The following is a 15,692-nucleotide window of genomic DNA, read 5'->3' as shown; positions in this document are numbered from 1 at the left end:
TGCCTCTAATTAACCCGCTTTTTATTACAATCTTTGTTTTTACATACCAATTCGGGCTTTTTATCTATTTTCCCAGCTCTTGATACCATTTTGTCAGTGCACTTAGGACATGGTTTACCATGCTCAGCGTGTAATTTCATTGGTAGACCGGACACATCAGGTACCGATAATCGACACTCATCACAGGTACATTGCCAGTAATGTTCTTCTTTTTTATATGCGTTTTGTTTTCTGTTCATTGCTGATCCACACAGTTCACATGGAGTCAGTGTTGGAGATTTTGGGAAGTTTGATTCTTTGCCGGATTCTACAATTTTCTGTATCCAGTCAAGGCCTCCCTTAATAAAGTCATTGTGAGATAGCTGCCCTGAACGAATGGCCCGGAAATTAAGTTCCCAAATCGAAGTTAAATCAGCAGAAGCAATTAAATCTGGAAGTAATTTTCTAAGGTCGCGACCTCGTTTTGTTGGGACTAGGTATTTTTTTTCTACGACTTGGGCAACACCCTGTGCCTCTAGTGTCTTAATAATTCCAGGTTGTGTCGCACCGGTACCTATTTGACCGGTTCCAATGCGCAAAGCAATTTTCGGTGATAGATATTTAGTGCAGTCTTTTAATATTGCTAAAAAAGTGTCAACCGTGAGGCGTGGTGGAGCTTTTGTGTTTCTGCTGTGTAACGAGATTTCGTTTATCTCACACTCATTATTCACTTCCATTGGAGGTAATTGCGGTTTTTCTGTTATCGATCGCGGCTCCAGACTTGACCAACCAACGGATTTAAGAATGAGACTTTCGGCAATAAAAGTCTGATCTTTAACTAGTAATTTCATTGTTGTGTTTGCTGTGATCATGTCGCTAGAAAATTGTGCGATGAACCGGTTAGCAACAGCAGAATAAACAATCAGTTCATTTGGTTTAAGATTTGAAAAATTTGGTCTTAATTCAGATACGAATATTGCTCCGTGTCCGTCAATTTCGGCATCAACAAATACTGGTTGGTATTGTTTTAAATCAGCATTCAGGACGCTTGCATTGAATGTGTCATTTAACGATGCTAGCGTCGCTAGTATCGCTGGGGCTTGTGATAGAACTGAAGTTTCGTAAACCTCTGCTTCTACTCGTGGATAAGATAAATAACCGGCTTCATAAAGAGATTGGCACGCAGCTAATGTTTCGTCTGGCAAAAGGGTAAAGTGCAAATTACAAAATTGCGCAAGTGTGTTTTGGCTGAAAGGTTTTGGTGGTTTTGTTCGCGCTTCAGTAGAGCTAATATCGATTAGCCGCGCAATTTTCTCTTCAGAAAGTGATCGAATTATGCTTTCAATGGCAGCCTTATCAAAGCAATGTGTTTTATCAGCAAGTAGGTGATCAGGGATTGAAAACTTTCCTAAGAAGGGAACACCATTAAAGGTAAATTTTGCTCTAATTGAGTAATATTCCCGACTGGTATGGGCTCTTACATGTTCATCATGATCAACTACGATGGCCAGCGAAGAGCTCCGTACTCTGCCGGTATTCGCAACCATGTTATACCCTGATTGTTGTGCTTTAATTGTATAGAGGCGGGTAAGATTAATCCCAAGTAGCTGATCAAGCAGCATTCTTGAGAGACCGGCATGATATGTACCGGAATAAAAGGCATTATCACGAACCTTAGTCAAACTATTGCGGAGACCGGACGGCTCCCACAAGTCAGTCCATAGCCTTGCTACTGGTCCAGACCAACCTGTTTGCTCTAAAAAGACTTGACCTAACAATTGGCCTTCTTGGTCGCCATCAGTAGCTAGTATTAGCTGGGTTACTTTGGGATAGAGCGACTTGATGTGTTCAATTTGTTCGGTAATTTCTGCAACTGGAATGGTGTCAGAACTATCGATTGGCTTCCATTCAATGGTTGGATAGACAATAGGAAGATCCCGCAGACTCCACCGCTTCAAATCTGGATTGTATTCTTGTGGCTCCAAGAGACGAAAAAAGTGCCCACTGAGCCAAGTCACCATCCAGCCGTCGCCAACTTTGTGACCGCCAAAAGTAGTGTTAGCCGATGACTTAACATGCCTGCTGGCGCCCAAAACGTCACATAATTGACGCGCAGTCTTAGGTTTTTCAGTTAAATAAAGTTTCATCGGCTTTTCATGTTCTGGTTAAAGAAATGTGGCAGGCGTCACATTTTGATTGTAAAATATTTCGACAATGCAGGCAACAGATTTCCATGGATATGGAAAGCTGCTGCATGTAAAAATTTGTAGGATCGTATGAAGACTCCAAAACACGAAAAAGACGCAAAATTCAACCCCCCGAAGTTAATAATCAAAGTCTCTGCCGATACCGATGAGATCGAATTATCTAAACTACGACAACTTTTGCAGCCCTCACGCATAGCCGCGCTACGACTCATTCATTCACGTCAATCGATATCAATGCCCGACCTGATGACCGAGCTAAATTTAAAGAACCATGCAGTCCACGCCATTTTTAATGTGCTTGTTGATCTCGATTTAATCAGTGTTCAGTTAGAGTCAAATCCTGGGCATGGTTTGGTTCGCGTTGCTAAGTCGTTACTTGGCGAAAAGCCCTGCATTATCGGCCTTGAAATTCTTTTGCCGGAAGTTCAACCTAATAATGAACTTACAGAAATAACGCTTACCGAGTAAGCGTTAATTCTTTTACCTTTTCTATCTCTTCACTGTTCCCCGTTTCACTTTCCAGCACTCTCATAATTTCCTCAGCGCTTAACAAGCGGTTTTGGCTTTCCTCTTTCGATTCAGTGTTTTCACCTTTAAGTTTTGCCAATAATGCAGCGAATGGATGTGTGCCAACGATTACATCTTTTTTTGATTCCATTTCAGATTTAGCAAGTTCAATATTAATCTTTGACTGCTTTTCTTCTGCTGCTGCTAATTCATCTGCATAGGGGAAGGGTGCGGTACTAATACGTTCAAATTCCTTTGCTTGTAATTCCATTTGTTCTAAGCGCTGAGCTCCTTCTTCAATTCCGTTTATGCGTTGCTTTATTACAGTCCCTATACGGGAAGGGAAATAGCTCAAGCTTTCTGTAATTTCTGCACGTAACTCTATACCTTTAACATCAAGAGCAACTTGATTAACACCAATTGGGTTGCGGACCAATGAAAGTTTGTGTCCAAGATATTCACCAATGTGCATTTTCTTTTCGGTGCCATGAAGCCGTTTTGCAAGTGTATGTATAGCCGCTCCCGCCAAGCTTGCTTTGGTATACGTTACCCCTTGGATTTTCATTGAAAAAGTTTCAAGAGCGTCTTGTGTAATACTGCTAGCCAATACACCAGATTCGGCAATATAACTGGTTACTCGTGGAATATCAGACTTCACAATAGTGTTGGCATGCAGACGTGCTGAATAACATTCATTTTCATGTGCTTTTCTTTGTCTGCGGTACTTATCAACTAATGAATCAGTTTCCAATTTATCTTTAATCAAGGTATTGCCAGTAGTCACTGCCATAATATCTTCATACGATGGTGAAAAGTCTTCATCAAGACTACGTGCCATATTGTCAAAGTCACAAGACAAAATCTGTTTGGTCATTTTGTCTTTACGCTCAATCATTTGGAGTAACGCCAAGTCACCTGAATCTTTCGTAGTTGGATAATGAAGATTAACTTCAGAATGCATATTACCCTGACGAACAAATCTTTTATTCCGCTGTTCAATGTCAATCGCGCGCATTGGGTATGAAAGGTGACGAAGATCTTTACCTCGTGTTTGGACGTTAGTACCAACACCCATTTTCGCTGTAGTAGCAAAACAAATTCGAACGCTGCCTTTGCGAATACTGCTGAACAGCTCTTCTTTTTCCTCATCAGTATTTACATCATGAATTGAACCAATTTGATTGGCGGGAATACCTTTTGCTATCAATTTGTTTTTAATGTCTTCAATCAAATTAAATGTAACCAAACTTTTAAACTTCGGATCTCCTGATTTGGTTTTTCCATCAAGTACCTTCTCTGTTTTCTGATAGCGGTCTAAGAAGATTAATTGAGTATCGAGAGTTTCATTGCCTGCTACCCAGCTATCGTAAATACTTTCTATTTCCATATTGATTTTGGAATTAGGTGCATCACACAATTTGTGGTGATACAAACGTGGATCGATGCTAATTGTTTGCAGATCGGTATAGATGCTCAACATATTATCTTCATGCGGCATTACCTTACCGGTCTTAACATCTTTTGCACGATAAGAAAGCCAATCCATAAACAATCGTTGTTCAGGTGACATTTCTGAAACACGGGTTATACGTTTTTCATCAGGTCGTTTGAGATCAAGTTGATCTCCCATTTTTATATCTGCTACCTGTATGAACAATTTCATTAGTTCAGGTATGTTATGGAATCCACTCAGGCGTTCTTTAAGTTGATAGCCTGATCCATCAGCTGTGAGCTCAACATGAATCTTTGTCTCACCATAATTGGCAATAAAATCATCGAAATTGTAAATACCAGCCCTCTCCAATAGCTCAGGCGCCAGGTATCGAAGTATTACCATTACCTCACCAATGGTATTTGAGATAGGTGTACCAGTTGCCAGCAAAACGCCTTTGGTGTCGCCGCGTGATTCACGTATCCAATCAAACTTCATTTCAGCATCACGTGCACGCTGGCTGGTAAGTGTTTGTACACCTGCAAGATTGGAGTTTTTAGAGGCGAAAGCGCGGTTTTTCAGATAATGGCCTTCATCGTAACCAACCCAGTCAAACCCAAGGGTAGTAAAATCAATATCATCCTGTCTTTTCTCAATATCGCGAATTTCAGCAGAAAGCTTTTCTCCTAATGCTTTCTTTTGACGTTCAAGTTGTTTAACGGTTGCTCGATCCTCTTTGTTGTTGAGGATCATTTCTTCTAAAAGCCCAATTTCATTTTCTATTGCATTCTGTATGTACCAGCTTGGCATTTTCATTTTCTGAAATTGCTCATGAGTACAGATTACAAGATCCCAATCATTCATCAGGCACTTAAATGCAAATTGCTCACGGCCTGTTTTAGATAGGTCGTCGTGCGAAACAGTTAAAATCTTTGCATTTGGATATAGATCAAGCGCCTCAATAGTGTATTGAACAAGCATATGGTTAGGTACAGCGATCAATGGCTTGTTAGCAAGTCTAAGCTGCTTAAACTTCATACCAATTGTCACTGTGCTAATGGTTTTACCACCGCCAGCTTCATGGGCAACTAATAAACCGTATTCAGATGTAAGTGCTCTTTCAATAACTCCAAGCTGATGTTTACCATGTGCAAACGGTTTACCTTTTAACTCGGTAGTTAGTCCGGGGAATGTTACATACTGGCCATCGGGATTGTTCGGTACGAAACGATTCATTCGGTAGTTATAGGCGTTTTGTGCCTTAATAGCCAAATCGGCATCGTTTAGTATCATTGCGATAAACTTTTCTTCTACTAATGCTTGTTTGTCGCGTGCAGCTTGTGTTTTTGCAGGATTAGCTATTCGATTCCCATGCTTGTCGAATTCATAAACAGTAGGGCGTGTCTGCTCTAAACAGTTTTTAAATAATTTATGGAATGGGAAATCCTCAGTACCAAACTCAATATTGTTTCTCGCTGCAGCTTCACGAAGAACTAAATCAGTTACTTTGAAGTTCCATGTATTAAGTGTGTGATTGTAGTTAACGTAACATTTGTCGGCTTTGGAGTAACCAGTTGCATTAAGTACCTCTCTTACAAACCTAGTTAGAATTTCTTCCGGTATCCAGGTTGCACCAATTTTGATTCTAATGTCAGTAATTGAAATCTGCTTAGGAATAACTGCTTTAAGTGCTTCAATGTTTGCAGACATTTCAGGGTTTGTAGCTAGCGTCCTTTCTGCAGTTTCCAATTTATCTATAACATCGCCAGAAAGATAAATTGATTCTGTGAAATATTTACCTGATTTTGGATCTAGGAAAATCTTGTTTCCTAGCTCTGCTCTAACAGACGCCCAATCGCGTGCAAGAAGGTCTTCAACTTTACGAGGTTCAATATTTCCGTAGTTGCTCATCGAATAATAGATAGCATCCATCGGATCTGTGATTGTCGGCAGCACTTCAGCTTTAACTACACGACGATTAAATATGTCAGCCTTAACAGCAATGTCACTTTCTTTATCATAGTGCTCAAGTTGAGCAGTAAAGAAATAGCCAGGATCTTGCCGTAGGATGCGGGATGTAGCTTTTCTGCTAATTGGACCGAAAGTTTTTGCAAATTCATCGTAAAGCGCATTCAATCCTTGGCGCTGTGTTTTCATTTGTTCGTTGATTTCAGTTGTTTCAGGCCTGCTTTCAAGATCAATTAAAGATCGAGCACAGTCTCGTAAACCAATATATGCTTTGAGCATTGGTAATAATGATGATTTGACAGGCGCAGGTTCTGTAAAGTAGTTTGCAGATGATCCGTTGTAACGAATTATTTGAACTTCATCAGAATCACTTAATACAAGCTCACCCACTTTCCTTCCATTAGAAAGTGTTTCACCAAGCCAAACATATTTGTCTTCTGCAGACTGTTCGCTAAGTACCAGTTTAAGGTCTGGATTAAATTGGTTTTCCGGTATCTTATTTATTGCGTTTTGAAGTAGGTTTTCTAACTCCTGCCCATTATTTTTACAGGCTAATACCGGGCCATATTGGCCGCTTGTTATGTGCAGTGTTCCAAGTACATGTGAAGGGTTTATTTCATAGTATTTATTTAATAAAACCTTTCCTTCATCACCCCCATCAAATTCAATTGTTTTAACCCAATCAGTATTTAAAGCTTGCTCTTGCGGCTTACGTTTACGGAAGAAAAGAATATCTGTCATTACTTCAGTACCAGCATCAGCTTTAAATGCGGTATTTGGTAATCTGAAGGCAGCTAATAGGTCTGCTTGTGTACTCACATATTCTCTTAAACTAGAGCTTTTCTTGTCTAGCGTGCCGCTACTGGTAACGAATGAAACTATACCGCCCGGACGTGTTGCTTTTATCGATTCACGCAGGAATAGATCGTGTAGTACTTCGCGCTTCCCCGTATTTGGATTGAAGGTGCGAACATCTGAGTAGGGAGGATTCCCAATAAATATATCTTTGCTATTAGCGGTGTATTGAACGTTTTGAAATTCTTTGTTTATGATTCTTACTTCAGGGTATAAGTGTGAAGCAATCTCAGCAGTAATTGCATCGCACTCGACCCCATGGAAGTTTGCGTTTTGGCGAATATGCAGTGGGGCAGAGCCAATAAAGTTGCCGGTACCTACACCTGGATCTACAACATCAAGTTTGCGTTTGATGCTATTGATACCCATCTTTTCAAGTGAGGCCCACATGAAGTTAGTGATATTTGAGGGGGTATAGAATGCTGTTAGTACAGTGCCTTTTAGGCTGGCAGCTTCCTTAGATGTAAATTTATTGATTACGCGGCGAATATCATCATTAACGTGGTTCCTTTCCCACCCTTCAAAAACCGATGTTTTCCTTTCATTAAAATTGCTTGCTCCGAGACCAACCATTCGAGAGAGGGTTATTTTCTCTTCAGGAGTCGCATCACGATTGGCCGTGCGCAGGGAAAGGAGAGTTTCTAATGCTTCATGAGTAAATTGGCCTATTTGAACCGCTGATGGATTAGATACCTTCTCGACGGCATTTAAATCAAAGAACTCACTTGGTTCGGTGATTCTGCTAAATTCGCCATCATCAAGTGTTGCTCGCTCATCACCATTTGTTGGATTCTCTGATGATCTTCCAACGTCATTTGCGGCTGATTTGCTAGCAGGCTCTCTTGATTCTCGATCAGCTGGTCCGTTAACTCGTTGATCAGGTCTTCCGCTTTGGCTAGCCATTTCATCACGAACTGAGGGTCTTGTTCCTTCAGCCAAGCTTGCCCCCCGGACTGGAGAACTTGAAGCATCTTGTCTTGTAGCTGGCTCTCGGGCTTGATCTGGATTGACATTGCGCTGCTCATTTGCAGTTTCCTCTACGTTGTTGGACTCATCAATCTTGGGTGAATTTGGGTATACCTTATTCCATAGCTGATTCAGCTTTTTATCATCGGCGATCACAGACAGAATGGAGACTCGCGCGGACGATAAACTACTGTGGGCACCAATGATAATTTTCTCATCGGGATTGCCTTTATTTACACAAGTTTCAAACTGGTGCTCTTTGTCATTATAGGACACGGTGACATAAAAGCCATTAACTTCAGTCTCGGGATTGGCTTTTTCAATTTGGTTTGCGATGACAACTGCCAGTTTTTTAGCTATTGGCTCATTAAACTCCCAGAAGGCTTTGTTAGTTCGTTGGTACGTTGGTGTGCCCCCAAGCTGTCTAAAGCGGCTTAAAAAACGAATCATAGTGCCAGTAACAATCCATGTTTTAGCTGCAGTCTCTTCTACATTGAGCCCAGCGCCGAGTAAGACTTTGCAGACCTCATCACCGCTAATATCGTTTAAAGATGGATTAAATGAAGGCTTTCTAAGTGGTTCAAGCCCAGCCCGGTCAAGTATTTCATTGATGGAGGCTTCCAGCGCTTCTATTTGAACATCATTATCTAAAGTGACTACTACTTCTTTAGTCGTACCTGCATCGGCGCGACTAACCATTACATCGACAGATTGATTGCCAATTCCGGGGTGGAAGGCGACTTGTACTGATACATTGTTTTCAGTCGCTGTTAGCCAGATGTTATCGTGCACGGTTTGGATATAACCTGCATTTTCCAGCTCTAATTTTAAAGCGCTAGAAATATTGCCATTACGTTGTTCACCGTTAATCGAAGATTGCTCATTTTCTATAAGCTGAATAACTGAGTATGGAGTGTTAATGCTATGAGAAAACTGATTAAGGTTATCTTTATTGCTAAACAGAAGAGTATCGCCATCATTTATGGCACCGAAGAGGCGAGCCTGGTTTGCAAACACCTCCCTTTGTTCAGTGGGTATTGAGTCCATATCAAGCGAATAGCTCGATTCAAGGCTGGTGCCATGGATGCTTTCGCTGACTACAAACTTGTCGATTAGAGGGAAGGGGTGAGTAGTAACAAGATCGCCATCTTTGATTACATGGGTGCTAGCTAATCCAGCATCCTGTAACCAGAGTTGAACCATTTCACTGTCTGCATCTACTGCCAGAGCGGACATATCCAAATGGTATTGATTCCACTCTCTGCGTAGTTCGGGATAGTCGGCAGCGAGTGATTCAATGTATTCATTACTAAAGTTTAGAACTGCCGAGGTCTTAGATTTGATTTGCTCCAAGCAATGAACAACTAATGACTCAGTTAATTCTTGTTCAAACTCCGCAATATGAGTTTGAATTTCGGCACGCTCTTCATCCGTTGTAGCGTTTGCTAATTTTTCTTGAAGTTCTCTATCCATTTTTGACCTACTGGCAAGAATGGTATAAGCCTCGGACTTTGTTAAATCAGGGATTGGGTTGTCTTCATTCATGGCATTAACTGGTATAACTTCTCTAAAAGTAGAATAAAGAGAATCGTTAATTGTGCCAGCCATATCAGGATTTAAAGCAGCAACAGTCTTTACAAAGGCAACTGCCGCATCACTAGCTGATTCGTACTGAGTCGAATCAACACTAATTTTGTGCTCAGCTTTATTGCCATTGCCTAGACTTACGACACTGCCCCAAACATAATTCGAGTTATCAAGTTGCCCAAGTGTGTATTCACCACCACTCATAAATCCATCAATAGGCGGTAAAACAACTGATTGCGTTATGATAAGGGATGGCGCCATAAAATCGATATTGCGATCGCTAAGGCCTTCATAATAATTGAAGATTTCATCTATTCCCTTTTTTGCAATATTCCGCTCTGAAAGTGTAAGAAGAGATGATGTAAAAACTGTTCTTCCAATATTATTCTCAAATGAGTTCAAAATAATTAATGAATCAGCCATTGAAAGAGGCACGGTGTCATCGAACGCTTGTTTTGCGTAAGATTCATATGCTTTAGCTACTGCAAGCATTGCTGCATCTTGACTTGGTTGATTTGACGCATGGATGTATACAGCTCGTGAATCACCAGAAACAACCTCTGCAGTTAGCAGAACCTCATGCATTCCATTCGTAGCAGGCGGAACGTACATGCGATTAAAGTTACGTGAAACAGGCGAAGGGAATGGTGTGACAATAGCGTTCAGCGATGTCATCAGAGAAACGGCTTTCTTTAGAGTCGGTGCAAAGTTATTCCCTTTAACATCCGTAATTATGGAAACCTGTGGGTCAGGCGCATTATCTGAAAATGATATTTGAGCTTGCAGCGAATCTTCATCAGCTGAATTATCATCTACTGCCATGTCAACGACTTCAGATTCCAATCCTGGCTCATTGTCCTGATCGCTAACTGGTGTGATTTGATCTTTAAAGAATGGAATATTTTCTAAATTTGAAGCCTCTTTAATTGCAGCATGTGCAAGTCTTAGCAATTCTCCTGCCGTAGTCGATTCAACAACAGATAATCCATTATTATCAATAATATAATCAGGCGCAGTTTGATATGTTTCCTTGATGCGTTGAAATTCCGCGTTACCAAATTCCAAACCGACACGTCTATTACCAATATAGGTAAAGCCGCGTTTTTGGAAATCAATCACTTCGTACAAACTATCGCGGTTGAGATTGCGATATATCGACTGTTCCGCTTCAGGTAGAGTGGCTTCTAAAAGTGCAGCATTTTGACTTGCACTAATAAGTTCATTATCAATGTCCACATCAGAGCTATAGTTATAGTTGTGATAGTCTGTTTGTCTATCTGAGTTATCGTAATTGTATGCGTCTAAATAATTCTTTAGGGATTGGCGGAGAACATAATATTCATGCGTGTATCGTGGTATATCACGAGGTGGAGAGTCATACGATTTTGCTGTAGACGTGAATAACGCATAAGCAGGATTAACCACCTTGAACCCATCAGGAATTTTGGTAATGGTTAGATCAATGGTTTTGTAATCTTTTCTGACTCCAACCTTTAAACCTTTTGGAAGACTCCCGTTTTCAATTGCCGCCTTTATATCTTCGCGGATCATTTTTGCAATCTCCTTCAGATTATGTTTTATATCTGATGGAAGGGATGCGTATTTCTCACCATAAGTTGGAGAGTTAAATGATTTAATATTTGAGAATGATACTTGAGTGAACGACAATCCATCTTCAGCAAGTTGTTCTGGCGTTGGAAGAGTTTGGTAATTAAATGCACTAGTGCGGTTGAATTCATTACCATGGAAGTCTGTTGCACGGTAATAAAAACCCACATCATATTTATTTTCGTCAGTGATCCGAGGGCGACCAATGGTTATTGATCCAGTACCATAGCGGAAATATATATGTGCAGATTCTGGCGTTTCACCAGTAACTACTTTTACGCCATCAGGTAGTTTCGATTGTATTACTCGCGCTGCTTCTTGGATAAGTTTTGTTTCAGGCTCATTCGCAAAAGCAACTAGCATTTTTGCTGTGCGAAAATCATTTACTCGCTGTGAGTAGAGCAATCCGGCATCGTAGGACAAGCCATGCTTTAATGCATATATTTCAGCAATCTCAGTTAAGCTACCACTATTACTGTAAATATCTTCATCATCGGAAGTGATTTGAATTGCATCAATATCATATTGTATTGCTGCATATTCTTTGCGGTGTTTATTGATGGCGCGTGCAGTGTTATCGCGCGCGATCGGATTATTACCCCTGAATGCTTTATGTATAGCAGTTAAATTTTGGATTACTGCTGGCAGTTCAACTAGTGCGCGAGAACGTGCATATTTGGCCTCCAGTTCTTCCGAATATGCTCTTATAGATTCGTTATCGCCGCCTTCCACTAAAGAGATAGCACGCTCTTGTTCCTCTTTGGAGCCGTAAACCTTAGATACAAACACCGCAAAGGTGCTGTGATCATCTCGGTTTTTAAAGCTCTTAATTTTCTCATTTACCCAGTATGCAGGTAAGCCATGGGCGTAGCTCTCACCAAGTTCCAGTGCGTCTTTCAGAGTCACTACTTTCTTGCTGTCTATAGCGGTGGAGATTTCGTTCTTAAATATTACGTTTGCTAAACGGCTTGCTAGCAATTCGGTTTTTTTATAGGCGCTCTCGGCCAGTTCATTTAGAACATGTAATGGAATTTCGTAGCCGTTAGATGCAGCTAGATTGCTTAGATTGATAAATTTTCTGTCCAGATCCATCTTCAGGCGACGCGTGGTGAAATCATAGCCTCCACCCCCATCATCAAAATTGTTTTGCTGGTGGTCCTCCAATTTTGCAAATGACTTTAAATAATCACTCAAAAGTGCTGCATTGATACCTGTATTCGCATATAAGGTATCAAGTTCTTCGCTGGAAACGATTTTAGTGGGCGCTGTTTCTTCACCAGTAGATGGCTGATTCCCTCTTAGGGGGATAACGTTGCCTCCAATATAATTTTCAGCCTCTACTTCCAATAGAAGTTTAAATCTGTCGTCGCGGTTTGCGGGAGCGGATAGTTCGCCGGAGTCTTCAATGAATGGAGCTTCTGAATGAACCACCCCCAATGAATCTTTGATGTATCTAATGCCATCGTCACTGCGATATACATACTCGTTATCAGTATTCTTTCCAATTCGCTCTACCGTGTTGCCACGAAAGACTGTGAATTCCGGGTATATCTCGTTCTGTCCAATTTCTACAGATGCTGCGGGATTTTCGTCAACGATTGAGGGCTCGGGCGCCGGTACTAACTTTGGTACTGCGGTAAGTGCTTTATCCACTTGAGCGATAGGATAGAGTTTGTTTAATTCATCCCAATTCGTGATTGTTACATCGTAGTCCGCTTCCATCCCGAGAGCGCTCGTGTGCGTGTAGGCAATGATAAAACTGGTATTGGTGTCTGCCAAAATGACAACTTCTAGTTCACCTTTATCGTTTCGCTTGATTTCAGTTACTTTACCTCCATGCCCATTGTGTTTCCTTACGCGCGCGTCTACCCGTAATTCAAATGGTTTACGGATTTCATCGTTCACGACAACTAAGCCTTCATCGCTTGCACGTTTTAACAATGCACGAACACTGGACTCACTGAGTTTATCAAAACGGTAGCCAGCTAGTTTTTTTAAGAAGCGACCACCGGCCCTTTCTAGTTGTGAGTCAATGGCAATAAGGCCATCACCTAAAACATGGAAATGTTTATTTGAGGTGCCGTGACTAAGAGTTACCCTTTTACCAAGGACCGGTTGGGCACTGCCAAACATATCCTCTATTGGAGCATTTTCAACACTAGCTGTCTGTTGCTCGAATAAATCCGTTTCTGGATCAGCCTGTACCTCTTCAGGCAGAGTTTGGGTTAGGCTGTACTGTAATGCCTCTACTGCTTGCTTAATTGCCTCGCTTTTACTGTAACCTTTGCCGCGCGGATCACCGCCTTTTGTAACCGCGAACGCCCCGGTAGTCTCAACTACCATCCAACCTACAGTTGATTGAACGACTTCATGGGTAGTATCACCATCCAATAATTTGCGGCCATCATCTAAAGCTTTGCTCAATTCCTCAACTGATTTGAAGTCACCAACATTAACGATCGCGGGTGCCGTTTCAAGCAGTTCAGTTTGTTCTTGCTCTGCAACTTCCACCCAGGAATGCAATTGTTTGACTATTTCATCAGGAGAAAGAGCCAGTGTATCCTCGTAGGCCTTGTCACCAACGTGATAAGTGATACCTGCAACATTTTTACCGACACCAACATGCAAGAATTCAGTTCGAATAGTGCTTTCATTTGAGGGAGATAAGAAAACCGATGCGCGAGTACGGTCGGTGTAGCCCATTTCTAAGAGCTGATTCCGCAGCGCGTAGTAGCGTTGAGTAAAAATTGGATCTAACACATCCTGCATTTGTAATAGCTTTTCAGGAATGTCCTTAATGTTCGCGTATAGCTTTTCGTTTGAAAGTTCGGCAATGCCCAGCTTGCGCAAAAATGCTTCTTGTACGGAAGTACGGGTAAGGGCACCATCCAATTCAGCAACAACAACGCCTTTAAATTTAATGCTCCACGTTTCACCATCCCGATCAGTTGATATTCCGGCATCTGCAAAGTTTTTGCTCGTTTCTAGTGACTCAAGTGCCTCTTCTACCAGTGCCAAATCAACATCTGCTGGCTCAGGTTGTACCTGGTGTGGTTGAACAGGTTCAATCGCGGCGAGCGAGGCACTTAACGAAACAATCTGAATTTCTACATCGGTATCATTAATGCGGTTGTAAACTTCAGAAATAACTGGATCGCCAAGATCAAGGAGATCCGGGAGCAAAGCATCGGATGACTTAATTCCATTAATTTGAAGCTGATTTAAAAGGCTTGCAAATTGATTTAGATCGGTAAGCAGGTTCGGAGTTACAGCACGCAGCGCAGCAACGCGCTCAGGAGAGTTTTCAGTAGTGTCCAATACGCTGGTAGCCATATCGCGGATTGATGCTGCAATCGACTCTAATAGCGATTGTGCGGATTCAGCATTAAACTGATTCCCCGTATTTTCTTGATCGAGCACTGGTTCTAGCGAAGTTACACTCAGAATTTCGGCTTGTGATTCGTCAAAGATTTTGTATTCAGCCTGCAAAGCCGAATCACCATTGCCACCGTGCACTAAACCATCATAACCGGCATCTTTAAACCAGAGCACCCAAGTATCGTTATCAAAAACGTGGTGGGCATCCACATAGAGTTTATCCAGCAAAACCGGGTGCGCTTCTAATAGCTCATCTAACGAGGATAGAGACGGCGCATATTCATTAATGAGCTCTTCAAAGTTATTTGTCTCTTCAATCTGCGGTTGCAGGCTAAGTGCTATCTCTTTGGCGCGGTCAGCACCAAGTATGGATGCGATGTGTTGGAAATCGATGAATGGATCTTCATTGTCATTCATCACCGGGTTTTTAATGGAAATACGAGCTTGAATCAGTCTTGGCTCTTCAACTAAATCAAGAAGGTTATTTGGGGAGAGAGCATATTGGCGTGCAACATCTTCATTTGAAAAGCTGATTGCATAGTGGCGGGAATGAAATGGGCTACCTTCAACAGCAGCACCGTGCTCCCCGCGATAAGCGATTACATCGACTGGGTTAGTGAATACATCATCGAGCGCGGCTGTAATATCAATGCCGGTAGGATTAATAAAATAGGAGTTTTCGGGTAGCTCTATGGAGGAAATTGCCTGTACAACATTTGGGAAAAATACAACTTCCCTATTTTTAACGTATTCGCCAGTTTCATTGTGGATTAGTGCATATCGGCCTTCGTGTACACCTTGCCCAGCTTTAACATAAAAGCCATCTGGAACCTTGCTCATATTAACCAATGGTTCGGTATGTCCGAGCTCTACAATAGACGTAATAAGAGGTTTTACATAAAGGGCGAGATTATCATTGCTGATAAAGGCATCACGGCCATCAATTGGTGTATCTATCATTCGATAGAAAATGAGAGCGTCAGCGCCGCGATTAAGTGCAGTTCGCACTAAATGAGGGTTGGAAACAAGCGAGTACGAATTTATCAGCGCAGAAGAGTCTTGCAACGGGTTAGCCGCGTCCATTGGTGCGGCAATCCAATCTCCGGGTGAAAGCGATTTAACAATTTCGTAGGTGTCTTCCTGCCCAAAGGCATCAACCAAGTCGCCAACAGATATCGAGTTACTATACTCGCCGCTTGCTATCG

At 41.7% G+C, this 15,692-nt stretch carries 3 protein-coding genes; 1 reads left to right on the top strand and 2 read right to left on the bottom strand.

Annotated features, from left to right (window positions below):
• Nucleotides 1-5: 5 nt before the first annotated feature.
• Nucleotides 6-2,126 carry a DNA topoisomerase gene (locus NNX04_RS21915; RefSeq protein ID WP_261948557.1) on the bottom strand — a complete coding sequence of 707 codons (2,121 nt, stop codon included), beginning with the start codon at nucleotides 2,124-2,126 and terminating at the stop codon, nucleotides 6-8.
• Nucleotides 2,127-2,255: 129 nt separating this feature from the next.
• Here NNX04_RS21915 and NNX04_RS21910 point away from each other — a divergent pair, with 129 nt between their 5' ends.
• Nucleotides 2,256-2,654 (top strand): hypothetical protein, encoded by a 399-nt coding sequence (locus NNX04_RS21910; protein WP_261948556.1) that lies wholly within the window; start codon nucleotides 2,256-2,258, stop codon nucleotides 2,652-2,654.
• On the opposite strand, the gene NNX04_RS21905 is transcribed toward NNX04_RS21910, so the two are convergent.
• The gene (locus NNX04_RS21905) at nucleotides 2,644-15,648 is read right to left on the bottom strand and encodes an SNF2-related protein (RefSeq protein ID WP_261948555.1); all 13,005 of its coding nucleotides are present in this window, start codon (nucleotides 15,646-15,648) and stop codon (nucleotides 2,644-2,646) included. The two genes, NNX04_RS21910 and NNX04_RS21905, sit on opposite strands and share 11 nt — an antisense overlap.
• Nucleotides 15,649-15,692 lie beyond the last annotated feature (44 nt).

This window comes from Cellvibrio sp. QJXJ (genome assembly GCF_024452345.1).
Classification (GTDB): domain Bacteria; phylum Pseudomonadota; class Gammaproteobacteria; order Pseudomonadales; family Cellvibrionaceae; genus Cellvibrio.
Note: the sequence above shows the minus strand (reverse complement) of the source record. Positions and strands in the feature narration are given on the sequence as shown.